30 protein-coding genes and 1 pseudogene are annotated in these 23,271 nt (G+C 56.7%); 18 read left to right on the top strand and 13 right to left on the bottom strand.

Features of this window, described 5'->3' with window-relative positions:
• Positions 1-4: 4 nt before the first annotated feature.
• Genes NHU87_RS09710 through NHU87_RS09670 form a run of 9 tightly spaced genes read right to left on the bottom strand, consistent with a single transcriptional unit; the run spans position 5 to position 7,472 of the window.
• Positions 5-2,758, bottom strand: a complete 2,754-nt coding sequence (locus tag NHU87_RS09710; RefSeq protein ID WP_253547827.1) for a conjugative transfer ATPase — start codon at positions 2,756-2,758, stop codon at positions 5-7.
• Entirely contained in the window at positions 2,758-3,174 is a 417-nt protein-coding gene (locus tag NHU87_RS09705; RefSeq protein ID WP_253547824.1) for a TIGR03751 family conjugal transfer lipoprotein, read from the bottom strand. Before NHU87_RS09705 ends, NHU87_RS09710 begins: the two co-directional genes overlap by 1 nt.
• Positions 3,137-4,654 carry a TIGR03752 family integrating conjugative element protein gene (locus tag NHU87_RS09700; protein WP_253547821.1) on the bottom strand — a complete coding sequence of 506 codons (1,518 nt, stop codon included), beginning with the start codon at positions 4,652-4,654 and terminating at the stop codon, positions 3,137-3,139. Before NHU87_RS09700 ends, NHU87_RS09705 begins: the two co-directional genes overlap by 38 nt.
• The gene (locus NHU87_RS09695; RefSeq protein WP_253547818.1) at positions 4,644-5,456 is read right to left on the bottom strand and encodes a TIGR03749 family integrating conjugative element protein; all 813 of its coding nucleotides are present in this window, start codon (positions 5,454-5,456) and stop codon (positions 4,644-4,646) included. The genes NHU87_RS09700 and NHU87_RS09695 overlap by 11 nt, the downstream gene beginning before the upstream one ends.
• Positions 5,453-6,094, bottom strand: a complete 642-nt coding sequence (locus tag NHU87_RS09690) for a PFL_4703 family integrating conjugative element protein (protein ID WP_223473666.1) — start codon at positions 6,092-6,094, stop codon at positions 5,453-5,455. Before NHU87_RS09690 ends, NHU87_RS09695 begins: the two co-directional genes overlap by 4 nt.
• Positions 6,091-6,504, bottom strand: a complete 414-nt coding sequence (locus NHU87_RS09685) for a TIGR03750 family conjugal transfer protein (RefSeq protein WP_223473665.1) — start codon at positions 6,502-6,504, stop codon at positions 6,091-6,093. The genes NHU87_RS09690 and NHU87_RS09685 overlap by 4 nt, the downstream gene beginning before the upstream one ends.
• A 7-nt stretch (positions 6,505-6,511) precedes the next feature.
• Positions 6,512-6,883, bottom strand: a complete 372-nt coding sequence (locus NHU87_RS09680; RefSeq protein WP_253547816.1) for a TIGR03745 family integrating conjugative element membrane protein — start codon at positions 6,881-6,883, stop codon at positions 6,512-6,514.
• A 17-nt stretch (positions 6,884-6,900) separates the two neighbouring features.
• Positions 6,901-7,140, bottom strand: a complete 240-nt coding sequence (locus tag NHU87_RS09675; protein ID WP_161549007.1) for a TIGR03758 family integrating conjugative element protein — start codon at positions 7,138-7,140, stop codon at positions 6,901-6,903.
• Positions 7,137-7,472: an RAQPRD family integrative conjugative element protein gene (locus NHU87_RS09670; RefSeq protein WP_253547813.1), complete on the bottom strand. Its 336-nt coding sequence runs from the start codon at positions 7,470-7,472 to the stop codon at positions 7,137-7,139. The genes NHU87_RS09675 and NHU87_RS09670 overlap by 4 nt, the downstream gene beginning before the upstream one ends.
• Before the next feature lie 323 nt (positions 7,473-7,795).
• Between NHU87_RS09670 and NHU87_RS09665 the strand changes: the two genes are divergently transcribed.
• From NHU87_RS09665 to NHU87_RS09645, 5 genes are all read left to right on the top strand, one after another.
• Positions 7,796-8,458 carry a tyrosine-type recombinase/integrase gene (locus NHU87_RS09665; RefSeq protein ID WP_253547811.1) on the top strand — a complete coding sequence of 221 codons (663 nt, stop codon included), beginning with the start codon at positions 7,796-7,798 and terminating at the stop codon, positions 8,456-8,458.
• Positions 8,458-8,991 (top strand): hypothetical protein, encoded by a 534-nt coding sequence (locus tag NHU87_RS09660; RefSeq protein WP_253547808.1) that lies wholly within the window; start codon positions 8,458-8,460, stop codon positions 8,989-8,991. The genes NHU87_RS09665 and NHU87_RS09660 overlap by 1 nt, the downstream gene beginning before the upstream one ends.
• Positions 8,992-9,223: 232 nt before the next feature.
• Complete coding sequence (locus tag NHU87_RS09655; protein ID WP_253547806.1) at positions 9,224-9,478, top strand: AbrB/MazE/SpoVT family DNA-binding domain-containing protein; 255 nt, start codon at positions 9,224-9,226, stop codon at positions 9,476-9,478.
• The gene (locus tag NHU87_RS09650) at positions 9,475-9,822 is read left to right on the top strand and encodes a type II toxin-antitoxin system ChpB family toxin (protein ID WP_253547804.1); all 348 of its coding nucleotides are present in this window, start codon (positions 9,475-9,477) and stop codon (positions 9,820-9,822) included. The genes NHU87_RS09655 and NHU87_RS09650 overlap by 4 nt, the downstream gene beginning before the upstream one ends.
• 88 nt (positions 9,823-9,910) lie before the next feature.
• A complete protein-coding gene (locus NHU87_RS09645) occupies positions 9,911-10,297 on the top strand; it encodes a hypothetical protein (protein ID WP_253547801.1) in 387 nt (128 codons plus the stop codon).
• 158 nt (positions 10,298-10,455) lie between these two features.
• Here NHU87_RS09645 and NHU87_RS09640 read toward each other — a convergent pair whose 3' ends face one another.
• Positions 10,456-11,949 (bottom strand): hypothetical protein, encoded by a 1,494-nt coding sequence (locus NHU87_RS09640; protein ID WP_253547799.1) that lies wholly within the window; start codon positions 11,947-11,949, stop codon positions 10,456-10,458.
• 591 nt (positions 11,950-12,540) lie between these two features.
• On the opposite strand from NHU87_RS09640, the gene NHU87_RS09635 reads away from it, so the two are divergent.
• The 13 genes from NHU87_RS09635 (at position 12,541) to NHU87_RS09580 (ending at position 18,882) form a co-directional block, all read left to right on the top strand.
• Positions 12,541-12,705 (top strand): hypothetical protein, encoded by a 165-nt coding sequence (locus tag NHU87_RS09635; protein ID WP_253547796.1) that lies wholly within the window; start codon positions 12,541-12,543, stop codon positions 12,703-12,705.
• An 81-nt stretch (positions 12,706-12,786) separates the two neighbouring features.
• Positions 12,787-13,359 carry a hypothetical protein gene (locus tag NHU87_RS09630; RefSeq protein ID WP_253547794.1) on the top strand — a complete coding sequence of 191 codons (573 nt, stop codon included), beginning with the start codon at positions 12,787-12,789 and terminating at the stop codon, positions 13,357-13,359.
• A gap of 77 nt (positions 13,360-13,436) precedes the next feature.
• Positions 13,437-13,988 carry a hypothetical protein gene (locus NHU87_RS09625; RefSeq protein ID WP_253547791.1) on the top strand — a complete coding sequence of 184 codons (552 nt, stop codon included), beginning with the start codon at positions 13,437-13,439 and terminating at the stop codon, positions 13,986-13,988.
• A gap of 23 nt (positions 13,989-14,011) precedes the next feature.
• Positions 14,012-14,449, top strand: coding sequence for a hypothetical protein (locus tag NHU87_RS09620; RefSeq protein WP_253547788.1), 438 nt, complete (start codon positions 14,012-14,014; stop codon positions 14,447-14,449).
• 124 nt (positions 14,450-14,573) lie between these two features.
• The gene (locus tag NHU87_RS09615) at positions 14,574-14,945 is read left to right on the top strand and encodes a hypothetical protein (protein ID WP_253547786.1); all 372 of its coding nucleotides are present in this window, start codon (positions 14,574-14,576) and stop codon (positions 14,943-14,945) included.
• Between the two features lie 89 nt (positions 14,946-15,034).
• Positions 15,035-15,274 carry a hypothetical protein gene (locus NHU87_RS09610; protein ID WP_253547783.1) on the top strand — a complete coding sequence of 80 codons (240 nt, stop codon included), beginning with the start codon at positions 15,035-15,037 and terminating at the stop codon, positions 15,272-15,274.
• 92 nt (positions 15,275-15,366) lie between these two features.
• The gene (locus NHU87_RS09605; protein WP_253547780.1) at positions 15,367-15,912 is read left to right on the top strand and encodes a hypothetical protein; all 546 of its coding nucleotides are present in this window, start codon (positions 15,367-15,369) and stop codon (positions 15,910-15,912) included.
• A gap of 31 nt (positions 15,913-15,943) precedes the next feature.
• Complete coding sequence (locus NHU87_RS09600; protein ID WP_253547778.1) at positions 15,944-16,087, top strand: hypothetical protein; 144 nt, start codon at positions 15,944-15,946, stop codon at positions 16,085-16,087.
• Between the two features lie 272 nt (positions 16,088-16,359).
• A complete protein-coding gene (locus NHU87_RS09595) occupies positions 16,360-16,614 on the top strand; it encodes a hypothetical protein (protein ID WP_253547774.1) in 255 nt (84 codons plus the stop codon).
• A gap of 552 nt (positions 16,615-17,166) precedes the next feature.
• A complete protein-coding gene (locus tag NHU87_RS09590) occupies positions 17,167-17,400 on the top strand; it encodes a hypothetical protein (RefSeq protein ID WP_253547771.1) in 234 nt (77 codons plus the stop codon).
• Positions 17,401-17,529: 129 nt separating this feature from the next.
• Positions 17,530-17,778: a DUF7673 family protein gene (locus tag NHU87_RS28600; protein WP_034128269.1), complete on the top strand. Its 249-nt coding sequence runs from the start codon at positions 17,530-17,532 to the stop codon at positions 17,776-17,778.
• A gap of 185 nt (positions 17,779-17,963) precedes the next feature.
• A complete protein-coding gene (locus NHU87_RS09585) occupies positions 17,964-18,353 on the top strand; it encodes a hypothetical protein (RefSeq protein ID WP_253547769.1) in 390 nt (129 codons plus the stop codon).
• A 145-nt stretch (positions 18,354-18,498) separates the two neighbouring features.
• Entirely contained in the window at positions 18,499-18,882 is a 384-nt protein-coding gene (locus NHU87_RS09580) for a C2H2-type zinc finger protein (RefSeq protein WP_253547766.1), read from the top strand.
• A gap of 339 nt (positions 18,883-19,221) precedes the next feature.
• Here the strand turns inward: NHU87_RS09580 and NHU87_RS09575 are convergent.
• From NHU87_RS09575 to traD, 3 genes and pseudogenes are all read right to left on the bottom strand, one after another.
• Positions 19,222-20,201: pseudogene (locus tag NHU87_RS09575) on the bottom strand (integrase domain-containing protein).
• Between the two features lie 138 nt (positions 20,202-20,339).
• Positions 20,340-21,068 carry a TIGR03747 family integrating conjugative element membrane protein gene (locus NHU87_RS09570; protein WP_253547763.1) on the bottom strand — a complete coding sequence of 243 codons (729 nt, stop codon included), beginning with the start codon at positions 21,066-21,068 and terminating at the stop codon, positions 20,340-20,342.
• A gap of 37 nt (positions 21,069-21,105) precedes the next feature.
• Positions 21,106-23,265, bottom strand: a complete 2,160-nt coding sequence (gene traD / locus NHU87_RS09565) for a type IV conjugative transfer system coupling protein TraD (RefSeq protein ID WP_253547761.1) — start codon at positions 23,263-23,265, stop codon at positions 21,106-21,108.
• Positions 23,266-23,271: the final 6 nt, after the last annotated feature.

Genomic DNA, 23,271 nt, shown 5'->3' with positions numbered 1-23,271 from the left:
TCCCCTATGCGGGTTCTATTCCTCGCGCTCTATCGATCCGTTCAGCTACCCGATACGCCGCTTCCAACTCAGAGCAGCCGTTCTCCTGCATCAGTGTCCAGCGCTCGGCTTTTTCCTCGGGCTCCGTCATGGCCAGGGCGAGATAAAGACTTGGCGGCACGGCCCGAAACAGCGTTTCGAGCTTCTTCGATAGCACGACCCCCTCAGTGTATTTTCCCGGCTCCTTGCTGGCGGAGAGCAACAAGGCTTTCTGTGCCGGCGTGAGTTTCTTGAACCGTGCGATTTCTTCGATTTCCGCGGGCGGCATGTTCAAACAAATCCACCATTCGATCATGTTGAGCATGGTCTGCGCGGCCGTGGGGAAGTCGGCCAGGTTCTGTGTGGCGAGCCAGAACCAGGCACCGAGTTTGCGCCACATCTTCGTGCCCTTGACCACGAATGGCGCCAGCAGCGGGTTCTTGGTGATGATATGGCCCTCGTCGGTGACCATGACGATCGGTCGACCTAGGTACTGGTCGCGCTCGGCAAGGTTGTTCACGGTGTTCATCAGGCTGATGTAGCTAATGGACATCTGGGCTTCGTAGCCTTCGCGAGCATAGGTGGCCAGGTCGACAATGGTCACATCGCTCTCGGGCCAAGGCGTGCCCTCGCGATCGAACAGTTCCCCTTCGAAACCCTGGCAAAACAGGTCGATGGACTCGCCCATTTCCTGGGCACGCTCACGACGCTTCTCCGGCAAGTGCGTGTCAGCGGCGACGTGCAGCAAGGCGTCGCGCACGTCACGGGTCAGTACCTGGCGACCCGCCGCGACACACGTTTGCGCCGCATCCAGGATGCATTCGCGGATCAAGCTACGATCGGCTCGACTCAGGCGGGCTTCTTCCTTGGCCTCGCCACCGGTGATCATCAGGCGAGCGGTGATTTCCAATTCGCCGAGAACATCGCGCTGGTCTTCGCGACTGGCTACCGCCTCATCGTCCAGCTCATCGATCGACAGACTCGCCACCTGATCCGGCTGCTCGACCAGGCGCCAGGCATCGGCGAACGGGGCGAGACTGACCGAGGCGCCAGGTTTCAATTGGACCTTGTTGACCGACAGGCCCTGTGTCGCGAAGTAGTCGCCCTGCAAACCGAATGAGTTGCCGGCCTCGACGATATACAGGCGAGGGCGGTACACGGCCATGACCTGCATCAACAGGGTGACCAGGGTGGCCGACTTGCCGGCACCGGTGGGGCCGAACAACAGTAGATGACCGTTCATGGCCCGGTCCAGACGTGACAACGGATCAAAACTCAACGGCGAGCCACCACGATTGAACAGGGTTATGCCCGGGTGGCCGGTGCCCGTGCTGCGGCCCCACACCGGAACCAGATTCGCCAGGTGCTGGGCGAACATCAGGCGGGTGTACCAGTTGCGCGTGTCGCAGGCCGGGTTGTACGCCATTGGCAACCAGCGCAGGTAGCTGTTGCAGGCGGCGACCTCGTCGCCTTCACGTACTGGTTGCAGCCCCGCACCCAGCAGCGCGCTGGCCAGGCTGACCGAGCGCTGGTGCAACTGCTGTTCATCGTGACCGCGCACGTAGAACGCCAGGGTGCCACGGTACAGCTTGTGCTGGCGGCCGATGATCGCGCGAGCCTCTTCGACATCCTGGCGGGTCTGGGTCGAGGCCAGGTTTTCACCGATGGCTTTGCGCGCTAGGCGGTTCAACTGCTCTTCGAGCACATCCTGCGGTTTGACCACCAGGGTCAGGCTCATCACCGTACCTTCGGGTAACTGGTCGAACAGCGCATTCACCGCGTCACCCTTGCGGGTTTCGCCAGTGAGTTGGCCAATCAGTGGCGCCCGCCGCAGTTTGTCCACCACCATCACCCGATGGGGTTGATCGTCGAAAAACCAGAATCCGTGCGGCACATCCGAACGCGGCTCATTGAAGAACAACCGCTCGGCGAAATCGTGATCGAAGGGCAGTTCCAGCGACTCATCGTTGCCCGACTCCGGGTAGGCCACGCGGCGATAGAACTCCTCGGGCGATTCATCGGTGAGCTTGGGGGTTGGATTGAACCAGGGCACTAACCAGGCATATAGGCCTCGGCCATCGACTCGTGTTGGTTGCACCCCGCACGCCTGCAACGAAGCACCGATACGTTCGCAAGCCTGTTGCAGGGATTGCACCGGGCTGAGTCCCGTCTCCTCATCGCCAGACCCGAGCCAGCGATAAACCACCAGGCGCACCCGGCGGTTGTTGCCACGCCAGGGCAGGCGCGTCACCACCTTGTCCTCAAACAGCCCACCCGGCTTGGCGATGGCCTTCAGATGACGGCGGCTGAGTTGCAAATACGCCTCGGTGAAGACGGTGCCTCGCGCGCTGTCCTGAATATAGCCAGTGAGCCGATTGAGGTAGGGGGAGAAGTCGTTGTCATCCTGGCAGAAAAACTGCGCCACCCAAGGCGCTTGATCCCGCTCGTCAAAGCTATCCTGCAGGGCATCCTCGAGGGCATCGCGGGCCGCCATCAACCAATCGGGTTCGCGCCCTTCGGTGCCGATGGGCAGCAACTCGAACACCGCACCCACCGAGCGATTGTCATCGAGCAGAAAACACTGTTCGCTGTCGAGGTATTCGACCCACGGCAGGTGATCGGTGAAGCTGGGGTGGTGCGCATACAGTGCGGCTTCATCGGCCAACGTGGCGCGAGGGCGCAACGGGTTGCGCCAGGCTTTCCACGCGGGAGTGCGGTTGCCCGCATCGCCGGTGCGCACTACAAGTCTTCCTGACGTTCACCCGGCAATGCGTACTGCACCCGTTGGTAGAAGGGGAAGGCGGTCGAGTAACCCGGGACCGGTGCCTGCTCGGTACCGCTCAGATGCGGATACACGTACAGCACTAGATCGGGATTGGGCAAGCGAGGGAACAGGTTGCGGATCTCGTTCGCTGCTGTGCGAGTGTACGGTTCCTGGAGAGCAACGGAGAAATCTGCTTGAGCCAAAGGGCGGCGTAACTGCTGCCGAGCATCCAGCAGTTGCTGCTGAGTGCCTTGCGAGCCGGCGCTGTTCCAGATGTCCAGCATGGTTTGCTCGCCATGGGGCAGAAGCGTCTCCTTGTCGGTGGAACACCCCGCCAGGACCCAGCAGAACACGCTAATCCAGGTCAGGCAGAGAAGCTTGGTCTTTTTCATGGCGAACGCTCCGGCCCTTGGGCTCGTAGTCGATGGTGATCTCATGGTCGAGGTGCAGGGCGACTTGTGCTGCCGGTGGCACGTACACGGCAGCAAAGGCTTCGCCATACAGTTTGTTGACCCACTCGCGGATGTCGCTGACCCCACCACTGAGAATTGAATTCAGCGCGCTGTTGCCCGTGCTACTGGCGACCCCGAGGGCACTGCCGCCCGAACTGATCACGCTGCTGTTGTTTTGCTCATTCCCGAGCAAGGCGGCGACACCCGCGCCGGCCGCAGTGATCAGGCTCTGGCTGCCGAGGTACTGCTGGGCGTTCGAGCGGCGCTCGCCGGCAATGCAAGGAATGCCATACGGATCGGATAGGTAACCGAGGCCGCCACGGATCTTGTCGGTGTTCGAGCTCTGGGTGGTGGAGGCATTGCGGGTGGCTACCGCCTTTGGCTGAGGCACCGTGCGGATGGTGCCATCGGTAAACACAAAGGTGATTGACTCGACTTGTCCGCGTACGCAGGACAGGGTCCAGTCACCGGACGCCGTGCCACTCATCACGGCACCTGCGACGTCCGGCAGGTCGATGCCGTTGGCCGTCAGATTCTCGGGGCCGACCAGCACCTTGAAGGGATAGGGATCATTCACGGTGCCATCCACCGGGACTCGGCCGATCAGCGCGGTCATGGCGACCGAGCCCATCAATGTCGCGTTTTCGGGAATGGTGTAGACCGGCTTCGCGCCTTCGCTACGATCAGCGGATCGCGTCAGGTCACGTTCACCCTGGGTGGCTGCACGTAGCTGTTTCTGGCTGCGATCAATGGCGTTATCTTTCAAGCCTTCCAGGGAGTTGAAGGCAGTCGGCAGACTCAGTGCGGAGGAGGTCGTGGTTTTGCCTCGGGCATCGGTGGGCGGAGCATCCGAGGGCTCAATCCACTGCATCGCATCATTGGCAGAATGCTGCCCGTCGAACTGAGCACCGTCGCCCGGCTCAAGCCCCAATCCGATTGGCATATCCTTGCCTTTGCTGGTCAGCCCCGACAACTGGTCCTGCAATTGCGTCAGCAGACCGCGAGCCTGACGACTGTCTTGTTCTGCTTTGAGTCGGGCCTCGTTGGCTTGGCGGCGGCCTTCGTCGACCTGCTGGGTTACGCTGCCAAGTGCCGTCTGGATACGCGAATCGACGCTGTTTTCCCGCTCGCGCAGGCGGTTGTTCTCCGTCTGCAGTGAATCGTTGTGTTTCTTCAAACCGAGCATGTCGCTGCGCATGGCCTTCACCTGGCCGACCAGAGTGGCGACCGTGTCACGCGGGGTATCGCCCGCAATGCCGAGCGACTTGGCTTGCTCGGTGGATAACTGAAGATTGCCCTGATCAGCCGGGGGCTCTGAAGAGGGCGTGCTGCCGCCCGCGACCCAGCTTTTCAGGATGATCAACACCACGGCCAGCAGCGCAGCCGGTACTAGCCATTTGAGCAAGGCGTTAGCCTTCATCGTCAGCCCCTCGCGCAACGGGCGAAAGCAACACGGCGTGTTCGAGGCCGGCACCGCGGGTGACGAGGTAGGCAATCGTGGTGTCTTCAGTGCTGCCGACAGGCCCGAGGAAAGCATGCTGGAAGGCCGCGGCGAACAGCTTGGCCTGAAGCCGACGCGGATCGAGTTGCACCGTCTCTGAACCACGATTGCGCAACTTCACTGCCGTCACCCAGTAATCACCGAGTCGCCAGGCGGCGATAGGTGTGCTGGAAACGTTTTCGGTCGGCAACAGGGTCGGCAGTTCGGTGCGCAGCTTGAGTGGTACGCGGCGTACGCCGGGTAGGGATTCTACGGTGCGCAGCGGCGCGTACAGGCTCTGTGCGGCATAGCGCGTCAAAGCGACCGGGATCGGTGTACGTTCTGGAACAGGTACGGTGCTCGACTCAGTCTCGGTAGCTTGCACCGGAACATTCTTGAGAATACGCAGGGGCTCCAACGGTTGATCACCAGGAGTGGCCGCGATATCCAGCAGGATAATCTCGCCCGTCGCGACCGATTGGAGTTGCAGTCGAGTCGGGGCAATGGCTTCCGACGCGCGCAAGTACAGCGTGCCGCCGGTTGACTGCACGCGCAGCTTGTCCGTCAGGGTTGAGGGCACGCCGACTCGAACAGCCTCATCGACAAAGATCACCCGCTCCTGATTGATCACCAGTGGGACCGCGAGAGGGAGGCGTTCCCAGTGCATCAGCTCGACGGCCTGCGCTGCAACTCCCCATAACATCAGTGCGACTGTCACTCCCAGGGTAGACATCCGCTTCATGGCTCACCTCCAGGCAGGGAGATTTTTTGCGGCGTGCCCTGATAACAATCCAGTGCCAGCCCCCACTTATTGCGTTCGGGGTCCAGGTCGAAACGCACCACGCGCAATGGATAACGCACCACCACCCGTTTCACCGGTTCGGCGGCGTAATACTCATCGGCATTGAGGTCGAGCTTGACCAACCAGCTGTCGCGGTCGAGTTGCTTGACCCGGAGTTCAGGATCCTCGCTGTAGCCTCGCCCCAGAATTTCGTAGACGCCACGAACTCGCTGACGCAGTTCGCCGGCGGCCTTGCGGTACTCATAATCACCGTCAAGGAAGGCCTTGCAGGAGGGTGTCAGGTAGGACTGTAAGCCATAGATGGCGCGGCGATAGTCCTGCTCTCCATCTGAGGGCCAGCGGTTGAGCTGACCAAAGATGTACAGGGCAAAGGCATACACATTCTCTGAGGGGATATCCCACCACTTGCGAGTGCTGCCCGAGCGCAGATCCGGTGGTACATGCACGGTCAGATCGGTCGGTGCCGAGCGCCAGCCGTACCAGAGCCCGGCACAGACCAGGGCAAGGATTATTACCGCCAGACGCAGGCTGAAGATATGGGCCTGTTGGGCGTCCACCTTATTCCGAAAACGACTCATGGTTGCCACCGGGACAGGGCAGGGCGTAGTCGATGCGAACGGCGAACCGTCCAGGCGCCAGAGTGGAGAATCAAACTTCCGCGCCCCAGGCGCCAACGGCTGGCGAGTATCCATTCGAGCTTGCGGTACAACCAGGTCTCGGGGCGAGCCCGTTTGGCCCGACGCAGTAGTGTGCCACCGGCAAATAACACCACCGCCATGCTTGCGATCATGCTGGTCGGCGCCACGGCAATGGAGGCGGTGGCGATCGCCAGAGGAACGCCCAGCAGCAGGCCAATGACGGCGCCGGTGCCGAGCGCTACCCACATCTCATCATTGGTTAAACCGCGCAATACGGCGGGATCACGATTGAGTCGCTCTGGCAGAAAGACCAAGGTGCCGTCGGCAAGATGTTCGATTTTGTCGTTCATGCCGACCTCACAGAATCGCGGCAGCCTTGGTCAGGAACCAGATGATGATCACCACCAACAGAGCACCGATACCGACCACCGCACCCAAGTCCTTCCAGGTCTTGCGCTGGTTCTGCACGTCGGCATAGACGGTCAGGGAATGCCAGGCCACGCCGAGAAACGCGAGCAGGGCGATCAGCAGGCCGAGCAGGATACCGCCGTCGTAGGCGTAGTTTTTGATCGTCTCGATCAACCCGGAGCCTTCGCCGCGCGAGGGGGCTTCCATGGTGGGGAGCTCGGCTAAAGCCAGGGTTGGGCCGAGCACCAGCAGCAGACCGATCAAGCGTTGGGTCGCACGATCACGCAGGTTGTTTTTCAGGGGGACAAGGCACTTGAACATGACGGCGATCTCCTGGATTAGGAAAGGGTGAAGAACATCAGAACCAACAACACGAGCAGGACGCGGGCGGCGCTGCCGCCCAACGCACCGAAGCGCACGCTGCCAGCCGCCCAACCCCGGTAAGCCGTCCACATCACCCAGGCACACCACAGCAAAGCCAGGACGAGAACCAGGGACAGCCAGAGCGTCGAACTGCTCTGCGGTGAGAAACCGGACGCGTTTTGAAAGGCAGCGGTCTGAGCCTCAGTCATGCTCATGGCGAGGGCTCCACGGACGGAGTGTCGAGGCGGTAGTCGCCGACCAGTTCACTGGGATCGCGGGGTTGAGCGCGGGAAGGGGAAAGGTAGCCCTGCACACCGTGGCGGATGCGCTGGATGTCTTGGGAAAGACGGAGATAGTCGAAGCGATAGCGTTCGACTGGTTCAGCCGTGCTGGCTGCCTCAGCTTGCGTTGCAAGGCGTTCGATAATGTCGAGCTGCTGCTGGACTCGGCTGAGCTGATCCTGCTCATGACCAGATGCGGCATAGCTGTTGCCATCGACGATAGCCAGCGAGAGCAGTAACAAGCAGCGAAAGATGGTAGTTGGCATGATGCTGGCCCATATGGATCTGGGAGCAGAATCAAGTTAGAGGTCGAATTTTTCCGTAAGAAACCTGAGGTCTGATGAATCGCTTTTTTCTGGGAAAGGACTGGGGATGTTTACATTACAGCTAATGTGGTCCTTCGATCTTTGGTGGAGAGATTGGTTGAGGCTCTAGGGGAATTCCACTCTCGATGAGTTTCGTTGATGACTATATCGTCACAACCCATTTTCCGTGAACGAGAGTAATACCAACAGGCCGGGGCTATCTCCGGCCTTTTTGTTGACTTACTATGTCAGGATTGATGGTAATTAAGCATTTAGAGTGATCCATGCCAAAGGCTACCGTTATCGAAGATGAACAGCTTGAGCATGCGGTGAGAGTCGCCAAAGTGAGCAGCCCCGAAAATGGGGGCCGAGATGCGGCGTTGTTGTTGACCTGCTTTGGCACTGGCATGACCGTGACGGAGATTTGCCGTCTGCGTGTGAGCGATTACCTGACTGAATCCGGCGCTGTGCTGATCGACTCCCAGGTACGTGCAGAGATTGCCTATAACCATCGTTCAAGGCCGTTGTGCTGGACCAATAAGAAACTGACCAATGCGATAGATGCGCACCTTGCAGAACGACTTGAGCGCGGTCACGGTGTTTCAACCAGGGTGATGGCTTTCCGCGGCCTTGATCCCGACTCACCCTTGTTCGTCTCCGGTCGAACAGGCGAAGGATTAAAGATCAGCGCTCAACGCCGGGACGGCAAGACCTATTACAGCGCGAACCAGCTCAGCCGGTTGTACACGCGCCTGTTTGGCCTTGCCGGGATCGAGGGGGCCAGTGCGCAGTCAGGACGGCGAACGCTCGCGGTTAAGCTCAAGCGCCGAGGCATCGATCTACGGCACATAAGCGAGATTCTGGGCATCGAGAGTCTTGAAGCAGTAAAAAAGCTCTGCGCTGGCGATCCTGCGCGGTTGGGTGACATTGTGCGGAGAATTATTTGATGTCGAATCAGGATCATCCGGTTTGGGATGTTTATGACCTATTGCGCACGGCTCGATTGAATCAACTGTATTACGGACGTCGCCTTCTGACGTTCGAGCGCCGAAATTTTTGGGCTGAAATCACAATCGCTTGTACATCCTCAACATCTGCGATTGCTGGATTTGCTTTTTGGAAGACGACTGCTGGTCAGCCCTATTGGCAGGGTTTTCTTGCGGTTGCGGCGCTAGTAGCAATCGCGAAACCCTTTCTGAACTATGCGAAAAAGATCAAGAGCTATGAAGAACTCCTCATCGCTTACAGGTTGATTGCATATGACTTGAGGGATTTACGTCTCGATATCAGTCAGGCGCGTGGCTACGAGAAGGTGCATCAAAACCGCTTCAAGTCCATCAAAGAAAGACTTCGAAATTTTGTCGACAAATCCCCTGAGAGAGTAGAGGTGGCCGGATTAAAAAAAATATGCGAACAACAAGTTTTATCCGAGCTTCCAAATCATCAATTTTACGTTCCCGGAGCGCTTTCCAATGAGTAACGATAGACAACCACCAAGACAACCTCCGCAGGACCCGCCTCGCCCAAGGCCTCAGGATCAACCTAGGCCGGATACGGACCACGGAAAACGACATCTTGAGCCTGATCGGCCTTGGCCGAGACGCTAACTTCGTACCCTGCTCTGAGCTGGTATTGTAGATACTATGTTTCTACAAATGGCTTGCCACGCATTCGAATAGTATCTACAATGTTTCTACTTTGTGAGGTGTTTTATGGAAGTGAAAATTCAGCAGTGGGGCAATAGCGCGGCGATTCGCCTGCCCGCGACCGTGCTCAAGCAAATGAGCTTGGCCAGCGGCGATGTGCTAATGCTCAATGCGTCCGCAGAAGTGATGACGCTTAAACCGGCAAAAGCCAAGCTGCACTATCGGCTGGCTGATCTGATGGCCAAGTGTGATTTGAATGCGCCTGAGCCTGCGGAACTGGCCGAGTGGAACGAAATGCATCCAGTAGGGCGTGAAGTTTGAAGCGAGCGAAATTCAACCGGGCTGACATTGTGCGGCTGAACCTGAACCCAACCGCTGGTCGTGAGCAGCAGGGCGATTTCCGTCCGGCATTAATTCTCACACCTGCGGCTTATAACGCATCTGGACTCGCAATCATTGCACCGATCACTCAGGGCGGCGACTTTGCCAGATACGCCGGTTTTGCGGTGCCGTTAAGTGGTTCAGGTACTGAGACTCAAGGTGTTGTTCTGTGTAACCAGGTTCGCACCGTTAACCTTGAGGCTCGTGGCGCAAAGCGCATTGAGTCGGTGCCCGAGGTTGTGATTGACGATGTGCTGGCCCGTGTCCAAGCACTCTTTGAGTAACGGGGATGGACCATGAACATTGAGACTATGGCAGCAGCCGTCGCGAAATGGGTCATCTCCGAGCCGCTAATTCGAAAGGCGTATCTCTTTGGCAGCCGAGTTCGTGGCACATAAGCCAGACAGCGATCTGGATGTTGCGGTCGAGATTTTCACCTTGCAGGGCGATAGCAGTCCATTTACTACCTGGACCTGTGAAGCGCAGCGCCTCAAGTCCTCGATAGCCGGAGTTGTTCCTGTGATCATCGATCTTGATTGGTATGGAGGGGAACTGGAGACGCCACGCATCCATCAGGCTTTAGAACAGTCAAGTGTCGTGGTCTATGACGTTGAAAATTCCACCTCACCCATCCCGCTTGCTGACAGAAAATCCGGGTTGGGTTGGAAGGAAGCCTGGACAATTCGTCTCGAAACGTTGGGGCACAAGAGTCGCCTTCCTCGCGGCTTCATTGGACCGACTTACAAGACCGCGCAGTAATCACGGAAATGTCGGGACGCGGGCACCAAGGTCAGGATTACAGCGGTCAACGAATTTATTGCCCGAGCGCTGGGGTACGACACTTACTACATGGCCTACAAGTCTCGAACAGTCGATGACTTTATACAAAACTTTGTTAAGCAGGGCCTTCTCGTCGATCAATCGTCAAATCGAGCAGAGATGAGAATGGAATCTGCCGTGGCGTCCCACAGCACAACTGGATTTGGGCGGTTGCTCGTTATGGAGTGGCTTTTACTTCCCCAATAGCTGAGGTCCTGGATCTTCCAAGACAGCCCTGCCAAGTATTTCTTGAGAGTCCTTGTGAGCTCGATCGGAATGTTATGGGCAACGGTCCCGTACATGATCGTTTCCGTGATAAACCATACGACGCCAGCTGGACCATTAAACGGTGCCATTACAAAGCTTATGATGCTTGGCTCGATGAAAAACTCGCCCATATCAATTGCTTCAATGACTGGGTGAAGCGTGGTCATACCTGCTACTGCATCTGGAAAAAGGGCGACTGTGAAGGTTGCCGGTGATGGCTGCTGCTTGGCGATGAAATCGGCAACGCCAAATTTGCCAAGCTTTCCCAGATCAACCTTAATACTACCTACTGCAAACGCTGCACCGGGTTTCGCCCACCACTGCACCATCACCGCGCCTCGGGCAGTATCGAACCATGTCTTGCGTATCTTCCAATCCACGACCGCCTGAGCTTCCCAGCAAATGAAGCCGCTCTGCTCAACGTCTGTTCTGGTGATAGGCGGCGGGCCTTCGGTGATGGTTACGGCAAGTTTTATAGGCATGTAAAAGCCTGTTTCGCCGATGCCGGGACGTAGGCGGCCGAGGTTTATCGCACCCGCGGTTGGACCACCTAATTTGATCTGTCCGTCCGTTGTGATCGTGCCTGGCTTTGTTGGCCCAACGCCGTCATTGGTCTCCGCGCAATCACACAGCGACCCCGGCCGGGTTTCAACACCTGATCCCGGGATGATTAAAACGGCCTCTGCGTTTGGAGTGACCACAGCCTCAATCTGGCCCAGCAAAACGACACCAGGAAACAACGCTGTCAGGTCGATTACCTGAGGCTCTCGAAGGAGTGAGGCCACGATAGTCTGGATGCCGCTGTAGGCAATCATCCCTTCTACTCGACTCACAAGAAGCAGATCCAGGCTCAGGTTGATGCAAATGTCGTCGAAGTTTTGATCACGCTCGATCGTCGGGATAAAGCATGCATTGCACGGAGAAACAGCGATCTTTTCGGAGGTGACACTGATCGAGACGGACATGTCCTTGATCAGCATCTCAATCTTACCCAGCGCAGTCTCGGAATATGTATCCGTACCGGTGATCTTTTCGGCTGCGCCGTACTCGACGGTCAATTTAAGCCCGCCGTTTGCTGCCAAGTAAATTGCGGTTCCGTCTTGCTGAAGGCCGAATTTGATGTTCTTCGCCGATTCGCCCCCAACCGTATCTGCGAATAGGAGTTTCGCGTAGAACCTGTCCGTCACAGTAGGAATGTGCACTCCTTTCATGATCATGATCTGACTTCTGAACGTGTCGAAAGCGACCCCGGAGAGCGTTTCCGCACCGACATACACAGCAGGGTTCTGGCCGGCAATATTCGCGATGTCGGTATGCAGCGTCATTCGCTGTCTCCTTCGTTGGCTGGGCGCTTATCTCCGCGCGGGGGATGCTTGGGTGCTGTCGAGATATGGCCGGTACCAGGCGGATATGTCCACGCCAAATGCGAGCGCAATCTATTCGGGTCTGGCGCAGGACTAGAGGGGCCGAGGAGGGCTAGACTGCCTCCAGTAGGTATTTCACGCAGTGGAAGAGCTATAGCCTTCCTCTGCGGTGAGATGAAGTGCTGCGTCTGGCCGAATTACGTCTTATGTCGTGCCCATCTTGGGTATAGCAGAAACCCACAAACACGCTAGCCCGGCTTGCTTGGTACGAGTAGATGGAGTGACCAGGCTTAAATAGTGGTGAGAAGTTCGTATCGATCTATTAACGCGTCGTACTGTCCGCCGCTGGACGCTGGGAGAAAAGCCGATCAACTATGAGTCTTGGTGCGTGCTGTGTGTGCAAGCCGGACTTGGCCAAATCTGGATGTTTGCGCCGCTTGACTGCGAAATCTCGGTGTAACGAGGAAAAGCCGCTGCCTTTCTGCCCGCCCGTGCGGGCTTTGGCAGTACCAGGGCGAGACTTTCGAGCCTTCAATTCAGGAAGAAGATCAGATGCAGGCGAAATCACTACCGAACCAGATCACCACATGGGTTGCGCTCAGCACCGTTGTTGAAGAATTTTCAGTTTGGCAGCAGCGCACAGACAGAAAATTCGCGGATGAAAGCACGGAGTTTCTGGCCTACCTAATGGATCAGTTGGTCAACGCTCATCGGTGACGAAGAGCATGACGATTGGCTTGAAAAACTAAGGGTCGCTGAGCGAAATCGCGAGCGCGATTTGAAATAGGAAAAAAGACGATGCCCACCCAGCCTATTGAGCTTATTCAGCGAATTGTCGCTCTTTCCCAGCATGAGGCGGCACACTGGTTTATTGCGGTTGCGTTGGGTTTTGACGCGCAAGAAATCAAGCTGGTAATCCAATCCCTAGAAGCCCATAGGGGCAAGGCCAACACTACTTTTGATGCGCGGTTCGAGACGATCGAAGAGATGCGTACTGTTGTGCGACGGCGAGCGCTGATTAAGCTAGCGGGAGCGATGGGCGAAGCCATAGATCGTGGGCAACAGAAAGTTAACGCCCAAGCAGCACATCTAATCCTTGAGGACGGAGAAACAGGCGCAGGCCAGGATTATGCAGTCGCACGTGAGCTAACCGTTTTGCTCCACAATTCGTTGCCGCTCAGCCAAAGCTTTTCGTCCAGGGATTTGCTGATTGAGCTTCTGGCTGAAGCATTAACTCTGGTCACACTCAACATGAAACCAATATGCGATCTGGCAGACGCGCTGACCCAGAAGGTTATGACCGGGAAGGGGCTGGGGGAAGTCAGCAAGGATGAGATTCATCAGCTCCAGCTCTACTGCCAACTGCCATAGGAAAAATCAGCAACGCGGGCTTTGGCTGTAGAACGATGCCACTTTTGGCGTCCAGCACATCAAGGACTGACATGATCATGAAAGATAAAGCGCAATCTGGCTACAAGCCTGTTCAGGACGATGTGTTGAAGACATTGGGCCTTGCGGTGATCGCGGGGCAAAGTGTTGAGCACCTGTTGAGCAGTTGCCTAACGTTTCCTTTGCACGGCGAGCCACTGCAAACAGTGGAACAGCTTCAGATCCTGCTTGAGCGACATTCCAAAGCCACTTTGGGACAACTGCTCAAAGCGCTGCGGAAGCGGGTAGATCTGCATCCCACCTTTGACGACAAGTTGGATCGCTTCCTCCAATATCGCAACGTCATCGCGCATCGGCTACATGATGTGCCCGGCGGTTTTGACCTGCATTCCGATGAAGGACGGGGGAGGCTAAAGGCTTTCCTGCTCCAGTACATGGATGATGGTCACACCGTCAGCATGGTATTGCTGGGCGTTTTGCGGGGATGGGCGAGTCAAGAGGGCGTTGATATTCCCAACGAGGACCATCTGAGCCAGCGAATGCAGGATCACCTCGACGCCAATGTCATGCCAAATTTGGAAGCCTTGATCAGGTCTAAAGAACACAATTGAACCCTCCCGTCACAGGTGTATTTATGGAATCCAACGAATTCAACGCATATAAGCGGAAGGCCGTATCGCTCTTGGCTGAAGAAGTTAAGAGCTTCTACTGCCAGCGATTTCAAGACGCAGCCCAGGATCTGAAAATCCGACAAAATAACGTGACTGTCAGGGTTAAGTCGGAATGGAAAGATTTGTATATCCGTATACAGCCCATGCGTGATGGGCGCGTGAAGTTGATCATTGCGAGAATTTCATTTAGCGAGCGTCGAGCTGGGCACGGTACGGCGCTGGTAGCGCATCTTGCGCAGAGCGCTCCAAATCTCGGGCATGAATACATTGAAATCGAATCGGTCAACGATGAGTCGAAGGCTTTCGCAATTCGGCTAGGGATGCACGAGTCTGAACCGGACTGCTACATCGCAGACCTGCCGACGCTGCTGAATAAAATAGGATGCAGCAGCCGGGCATGAAGCTGACCGGCTTAGGCAAACACAACTGAATCCAAGGAAAAGATCGCTGCACACCTCTGGCCCCTGATTGGGCCTTTGGCAGTACCAGGGCGGCTTTTCGCGTCCACTGAACGAGGAACGCACTATGGCTCTCACCCTGCTGGAACAATCGCTGATCGACAATGCCCGAACGCATCAGGAAGCGCTGGCTGCCCACTACCCCAAGCATCAAGCGGGGCAGTCCAATGACGATGACCATTCTGAATATCTCATGCACTCGGGCGCACTCACCGATCTAGTATCGCTCACGCATCACAAAAGCGGATTGAGCGAGGAAGCTTCCGAGCAAATGCGACAGATCGAGGCTGAAAACATTGCGACGTTCAAGCTCCATTTTCCGGTAGAAGCTCCACCGCAGCACGTCGATTTTCGGTTCCCAGACGGGCATACCGAAAGTGTTGATGTATCGAAGCACGAGCGTATTCTCGAACTAGGCGGCTTTGCCCCAAAAGTATAGGAATTTCCCGCAGCACCACAGCCCCGCCAGTCGGGGCTACGTCAGTAAGAGAGGCGCGGTTTTCGCGCCCGTCAAGCTGAGGCAAAAACATGGAATTGACCAACCTCGAAAAAAGTCTGATTGCCCTTGCTGAGCAGGAGCTGGACGGTATCACCATCGAAGCACAAGACGGTCGCAATGAAGCCGCTTTGCAGCGCTATCACGCAGTCAAGACGTTGGTTGGCTTGCTTGATTTGGACAATTGCGGTTTGAGTGCCCCTGCGGCCCAGGTACTTCTTCGGATCGGTGTCGATGCTGACAAGGCTGTTGCTGACGAAATCCAGAGTTGAAGGAAATTCCCGTAGCACCATAGCCCCGCCAGTCGGGGCTAAGCCCGTAGGAGAGGGACGATTTTCGTTCCCAGGATCGAGTAGGAAAAAATGTGGAACTGACAAACGCTGCGCGAGCGGTCACTGATATCGCCTACTCGGTCATATGCGAAATGCTCGGGCCTGGGTTGGACAATCTGACAAATGCCAAAATCGAACTGAAGCATAAGCCGAATGAAGGTAAGTCTCTAATCGAAGTGCGTTGCCAGCAGGATGCGGAGAGGGAAGGGAAAACCCTCGTTCTCAGGCTCCAATTCCTTCACGACGCCAGACAGATGCAAATCCCGAATATTTTGATGCCGGAGATCATGACACATCAGCGTCTCGGGAAGAGGTTAATCGGGGCGTTGTACCGAGTTGCAGCCGCTAACGATTACCTGCTGCTGGTCGTCGATATGGTTCCATCTTTTCATGATCGTTTGTTATTGCGAGGGGCTACGCCGGTCGATGAGGAAACGGTCCTGATCACCGCGAACACGGATCTGGAAGGCGATGTCGGAAGCCCCAAAATCACTGCCGGAGAGGATGACGAACACTTCGATATCTTCGCTTGGATGAAAGGTGCAGCGAAGAACACGACGGGCAACAACGCCGAATAAGCAGGAAAATTCGCCCAGGTGCAAAGACGACATGGCCCGTGACGGGTTCTATCGTTACGGCGCAAATTGCCAGGCGGAGTCAGCGCCGAACTTCGACGCGCCGAAAGCCATGCTGGTGAAAGCATTCGACCTCGAAACCGGGATCGATGGTCCGCGCCGCCCCCTCGAAATGTGAAGGAAAATCGCCCTTGCTCCGCTGTCGTGATGGCATGCTTTGTTTGACCAAACTTCAAGGAGGCCACGGCCATGAGCGGAGCAAAACGATTTTATGCCTCAATCGATGGGGAACAGGTAGAAGGTTGGGTTGGTAAGGATAAGGGGGGCTTCCGCGCAAGTGCGGACTTCCGAGGTAAGCCCGTCGCGGTTCGGGGAGACTCGGAGTCTGAGGCCATTCGCAAATGGCATGACAAAGCCAACCATATGGCAAATGAGTAGGAAAAATGCACCATGATGACTGAAGCCGAATGGGCAGAGCTGAAAGAACGGCGTATGGCGTCGATTCGCACCAGTATCGAAACCTTGCGCGTCAACGCCGAGCCGAAGTTGCGCCGCTACCGGTTCGGCAAGCTGAAAGGGCAGATCTATGAACTGCGCATTGTCGGTCTGTTCACCCAGGCGGAAGCGATGGAGCTGGGGCGGGCCACCGACAAGGCCCGGCAGGAGGCCTGGGAGGCAACGCCTGATACCGCTCAAGCGAAGTAACCCCACTACGCATAACGAACCATTTGTTCGAGGAAAATCGCTGTGCCATCAGCCCGCCTCTGTTGCGGGCTTTGCAATAGGAACAGGGTGCTTTCGGCCCTCATGATCGAGCAGGGAACAGATATGAGCACCACACCAAAAAAATCTTTCAGCTTCGGGCGGAGCCTGAGGACCATCCATCTTTTACACAGTTTTGACGTGCTGGATGAATTCCACTCGCTGCTGCACCCGCTGCAAGTCAGAGCGAGAAACACCTTCGTGAACAGTATGAAGGATTGAGCGCGGATAGCTTCGAGAACGAAGGCGAAATGGAGGCCTACCAGTCTTTCCTCGAGGATGATTTTTACCAACTAGGTGAAGCTAAGAAGCTCGGTCATGCACTCGCGATCAGTGGTCTATATCGACAAGTCGAGACACACATAAAGCGTGTGCTTGGATCAACGTTTCCAGACATCGGTCAAAAGAAGATCGGTAAAATTCTTCTTGGCGTACCCCAGTTAGAAATTGACGGTTCCCAAGCTCGTAGGCTTCGAGGCGGTGGATGAGTTGAGAATGCTCAACAACCTGATCAAACACGCCGGGTCAAAGGCTGACGCGGATCTGGCGAACAAGTATCCGGTATGGGTTAAAAACGCCGAGCTCCTCGACCTCGACAAAGCTCACGAGCGCCTGAAGCCGTTGGTAAAACAGTATATGCGCGCCTTTGTAATCGAGGCCCATGACCGCTCAACTGCTTTCGAAACCGCACCTGCAAAGACAGTTACTGGTTTTTCCAAACGCATCTGATGCTAGCTTACCCGTGATCGGATAACGGAAAATCCTTCCCAGGTGCATGCCAAGCCCAGCCGTCAAACGCTGGGCAGCGGCAGTAGAAGAGGCGCGGTTTTCGCGTCCCGCAAATGACAGGGAATCAACATGGCCACCGGGGTTACCAGTGAGTTTGCTATTCATGCCCAGACAATCTTGCAGCAACCGCCACTGCAAGCGTTCGTATTGCACCTTTGGAACGCCCAAAAATATCCGTTCGACATAGGCTCTCAGCTACGTGCGATGGATGCCAGAAATTACAATTTTATGCTGACGTTGCTTTCTGCGTTCAGACGTAATGGACCAGATGATCGATCGTTCCAGGACCTAGCTCAAAAATTGGCCGAAAGTCGATAGGAAAAGACTGCCACTCACTGCCCGCGCTTGCGGACTTCGGCAGTAGGAGAGGCGCAATTTTCGAGTCCGCGAAATCGTTGAGGGTCAGCGGCAGATGAACCAGCTCGAAAAAACCATTGTTGACTCAGCGCGTACCCAGCTCATTGAGCTACGGCACGCTCTGGCGGAGTCGGAAGGGTTTGAACATGGCAGATGAACTGGATGATCTGAGCGCCGACGAACTGGCGATTATTGACCTCAAGTCCTTGACCCCGGAACTGGCAAAGCAGATTGTACTTTTCCGCAAATACGATGAAGGGGAGCTGACTGCCCGTGAGTATTTGCAAGCAGTGGCATCCCTTCGATCAAATCGACCCAGTGGCAGCGTGCCAGATTCGGCCCCTGCGAAAAAGCTGACTGGCTTAGTTCCTATAGCAGCGATTGCCGCTATTGCCTTCGCTGTTGGTCTAGCAGTGGGGCCGTGGGCTTCAAAGAAGGTCTACGGATATTCCTCTGCGGAAGAGTGCCTGCTTGATACGAAGAATCGTTATCAGGCGAGCGCATGTGACGAATTGTTTCCACGAACAGCCAAGTAGACGCTGAACACTATCGGGGCGATAGGCTGAAAATTAGGCTCAAGTAATCACGGAAACGCCGCTCCACGGCCAGCCCGCCAATGTGCAGGCTAAGCCCGTAGGAGAGGACCACTTTCGCGTCCACGTTTACAAGGGGATCAGCATTATGAGCACTGCTACCTGCCGCATCTGCGGGCTTCTTTATGTGTCTTCTTTGATAGAGGATCAAAAAACTCACGCTGCTATTCATAAAAAGCTAGCAAGCGGTTCACAGCCGCAGAAGGTTCGGGACTTTTCCAAAGCCTTTGGCTGGGCGGTAGCTCATAACGATGGCGGTCTTGAGCGAATGAAAGATCAGCATGACCCTGAACTCGGTAAGCTGGTAGTCGCATTTTCTTGGTGGAGTCGCGCTCTTTCGAATGGTGTCCAGGTGAGGGACTTTGACAGTTACATGGAGGCTCACCTTGCATTTGCCGATTCACTCGTCAGTGGTATAGACGTGGATAAAACCAGCGCAGCGATCAAAAAATGGGAAAGGTTCGCAGGCTGATCACCAGCTAGAGGAAACCACGGCTATGACCATGCGCACGTATGAATACTTTGCTTGCCCCAACGGCCACCAGGGCGAAGAGAAAACCACCGAGAACGATCAGCCATATTCGAAGTGCTGGGAGAGTATTTCGATCAAGGGCCTCAGAAACGGGCTAGATGACAGCTATTTATGCGAAGTGTGCGGGTTACTGATGTCTCGCGTCCCGAAGCCATCCGCATAGGAAACGACCATGCCATTCCCAAAGATCCACCAGCACAATTCACACGTCACGGCTGATCCGATCATGTCGGACTACGTTCGCGAGCAGTAGCAACGGCTCCATATCGAATGGCTTACTCATGTTCGACTACCAATGTAAGTCGATAACAGGTCGATACGGCCGAGCCCAACTCGTAGCTGATTTGCACTCGGGCATCCTGATCTAGGCGTCGGTCGAGTTGGTAGCAACGGCCACCGTTGATGGGCGCGAGATGATGAGTGATCTGCTCATAGCGTTCGCACGCATAGGCGATCCGAAGTTCGTGGAAGCCTTTGAGGTTGTGCGAATGGAGGATCTCTCGTGCGGGGCGGATGATTTGCCGTTGTAAATCGACATAGCTTTCGTTCGGTGCAAGCAGGTTGCGGCTACCGTTGGGCGAAACCTGTTCGGCAAATTTCAGCGCGTCATGAATTGGATCATTTACCGTGATCCAACGAAGCGCCGACGCACGTGAACGGCCACCTTGAATGCCATCTAGGATGTTGAGTTTGCCGCAGTGTTCGGTCTCATGTTTTAGGCGCGGTAGATCGGCCAAAATGGCCTCGCGCAAGCGCATGCCGGTGGCTCGCGCCAACTGAACGATAGCCGCCGCACGCGGCATTTGGTGTTCGCAGAGCACGTCGACGATCCGCTTAACCTGTTCGTGGTCTTGGCCTTGCGGCATCGAGCGACGAACACTGGTGCGCCGCATTCCCACGGCCATACTCGGACTCGGCACCTTCACAGACTGATCGCCGCGAAGCGCCGCCATAGTCCGGTTCACGCTGGACAACCGGTTTTGCGCAGTAGCGATGCCGATAGCGCCTTGTTCAACTTGTTGGCGCAGATGCTCTGCGTAGTCCAGCAAGGTCTGCCGATCTATCTGTCGCGCATTGTTAAATCCCGGCCCATTCTCCGAACGACACCAGCGGACAAACGCCTGCCAGCGATCACTGTGCGCCTTGACCGTGGCGTAATGTCCTCCGCCAAAAAAATCGCGCAAGGCTTTCGGTCCGGCATAACTCAGTTGTCGGCCATAGCCAAAATTGCGCCCGTCTCTTCTACCAACCAATGCCATGATCAAACTCCTCTCGAAGCCAAACACCTGTGAGGGTTGTCCACTAACGCGGGACTGGCGGTTCCTTACGACCGGGAGCTTGGGCCTCTCATGAGCTGGCCTCCTGAACACTTCCGCAGATAAGCATTCGTGTCGCACTCAGAGATATTTTTTGAATGTCGCCGCTGTGATGGCCATGGCCACCCCGAGCATCACGGCGCAAGGCACAAAAACAACCATGGGATTGAGCGAAAAGGGCAGAGACAGGTAAAGGATCCAGGGCACGATCAGCAGTGGGATGACCGCTCGCTTGGCCCGGTGATAGACAAAACTGCTTTCGCGCCCGGCTCCAAATTTTCGTAGGTCGCGGCGCATCAGGCCGTCGATAAAACCGGTGAACATGGCCAGCAGAAACAGGGGAGTCGCCAAGGCCAAAATGGTCAGGCGCACCACAAAGGTGAAGCTGACATACACCGCCGCCAGCACAAAGTCCTCAATACTCACATACAGTTGATTGATCCAGCCCCAGAAACCCTTGCCCTGGCTCGACACCCGCGCCTGCTGTGCAAAGTCCGCAAAACCGGTCTGGACCAACAACCACTGCTGGAGGAAATCCAGCCACTGGAAAACCGTCTGCCCAGGCTGCTGGAGGATCAGTGAGGATTTGAAGTGCTCACTGAGCCAGCCCAGTTCGCTGCTCAGCATCGCCTGACTGTGTCGCCAGCCTTGATCACCCCAGAACAGCAGCAGACCGGCCCACTCGATCAGAATCGAGAACAGCAACGAGGCGATCAGCAAACCGATGACGTGCAGGACCAGGTTAATCGCCGAGACGATTAGCCCTGGGCGCTGGATGGGTTGCGGTGGAGGGTTCTGAGCTGAACTCATCCCCCCAGACTCCGTGAGGCGCGTTGGGCCGACATCGTTATGGGACCTCCTGAGTAGGCCCACTCGTGTCCACCGCTACAGAGGGGCGTGGAGGCGTAACCCGATCTGGATCGAAGTCGAGCGTCGGGCCGCCGCCACTTGCACTCCACCAGTGACCCGCCTGTTCGTTGTAGCTGGCGCGCATCCGCTGAGTGAGTTCCTGCAGGTCCTTGGGCATGGCATCGTCGTTGGAGGGTTTTGGCAACGGCATGCGGACTTTCCAGAGCTGGCCACCGGCCTGGAAGGAGAACATCTGTCCCTTGGGTAGACTGACGATATGCGCAGGCTCGATCAGCGGCACACTGGTGCTGCTGACACGATCCTGCGAGGAGGAGGTGAAATCCGTGTTGGCTTCAGGATCGGAGGTGTCGGTGGCACCCGATACCAGGGTTTTGGTCAGCACGTTGATCTTGGGTAACTGTTGGGTGAGCAATTCGGCGGTGGCGGTTTCGCGCACCCTAAGCATCTGCAGGGTGTTGAAATTACCGATGACCTGGCCGGCTTTGGCCCGGTTGCCGATACGTGCTTCGATATCGCTGAGGGTCTGGGTGTACGCCGTCACCTGGATACCCGCGCCACCACCCTTGTTGATCAGCGGGATGAATTCATCACCCATCAACTCGTTGAACTCATCGGCGTGGAGGTTGATCGGCAACTTGTCACTGTAGTTACCCGATTTGGGCAGGCCATGGTCGATGCCGTGTTTGTAGATGTGTCCGGCGACCGAGACCAGGTCGGCGAACATGGAGTTGCCCACAGCGGCGGCCACCTCGGCATCGGTCAGCGCGTCCAGGCCGACATAAACGATGCCGCGTTTCCGGATGACCTGCATCCAGTCGAAGATTGGTCGCGGGTCGTCCAGGTCGGTGTAGTTCGGGGCCAGCAACTGGGCGGTCTTGCCAGTGGTGAGTTTCTCCAGCAGCGGCAGTAGCGAGGCGACAATCTTGTCGAAGTAGGTTCGGTCGTAACGCACCGCCGAGCGCAACCCATCCAGCACCGGGTCAAAGACCCGCTTCACCGCCAGGTACTGCTCGATGGTCACCACACGCTTTTCGCGGCCGACCATATGCCGCGGAATGTTCTTCTCGGTGAATTTGCCTTCAAGCTGGACGATCACTTCCCAGGCTTTCGGATCGGTCTTTGCGAAGAACTGCTGGGCGTACTCGATGAACAGCGCGTCGATATTGACCACATGGCGCTGGATCTGCAGGTAGTCCGGACGTCGGCCCAGCTCGATCAGGGCGCGGGCGATGATGTTGACGAAACGCCAGGCGAACTCGCGAAAGGCCGCGGAGTTGCCTTCACCGCTAAGCTGCCCGGCGATACGCGACGCCACTTCCGAGATGCGCCCGAAGCGTCCCACCGCATTGTATCGAGCGGAGATCTCCGGCCAGCCTAGATGGAAAACATAAAACCCCTTATCCCGACCGGCCCGCTTGGCTTCAACGTACATCCGTTTGAGCAGGTCGGCATCGCCCTTCGGATCGAAGACGATGACCACCTCATGTTCGATGCGATGAATGTCCTGGGTGATGTACACCTCGGCGAGCCGGGTCTTGCCGACACGGGTAGTGCCGAGCACCAGGGTGTGTCCGACCCGTTCGCCCAGCGGCAGACTGACTTCCGTTTCATCGGGCTCGACCCCATGCAATAGTGGCGAGCCACCTACCGGGGGCAAAGGCCGCAACGGATTGAAGGCACTGTCCCAGGCCGTGACACGGGCCAGTATCGAGAGTGGAAACGGTGCATGCTCCAGGCGCCGTTCGAGTCCACGGGCCAGGCGGTAGCTGGTCGGTTGGTCGACATAGTGGGCGACCGCCGGATCCTGGGCCTCGACCAAGCGCTGGGTGTGCAGGCGGGTCCAGCGAAAGCCTTGGCCCATGAACAGACGCTTGCGGCTGACCGGAATCTGCCGACTGGTCAGCTCGTAGCGGGGCAGCCGACGGATATTGCGCCGATAACGCAGCACCTCCCAAGCTTGTCTCAGCCGGATAAGGCCGAACAGGGCATAGGCCAGCGCTGCAACCAGACCGATCTCGGGTGACAGGGCCACAGCCCAGGGCGAGTACACGCACAACACCGCGGCAGCGACGCAGATTGTTACGGTGTACAACTCCACCGCTGGCCGGAGCTTGGACTCCATCGCATGCTCGGCCATGACTTG

Origin of the sequence: Pseudomonas mandelii (genome assembly GCF_024138395.1) — a bacterium.
GTDB classification, from domain to species: domain Bacteria; phylum Pseudomonadota; class Gammaproteobacteria; order Pseudomonadales; family Pseudomonadaceae; genus Aquipseudomonas; species Aquipseudomonas mandelii_E.
This window is presented reverse-complemented; position numbering and strand designations above follow the sequence as displayed.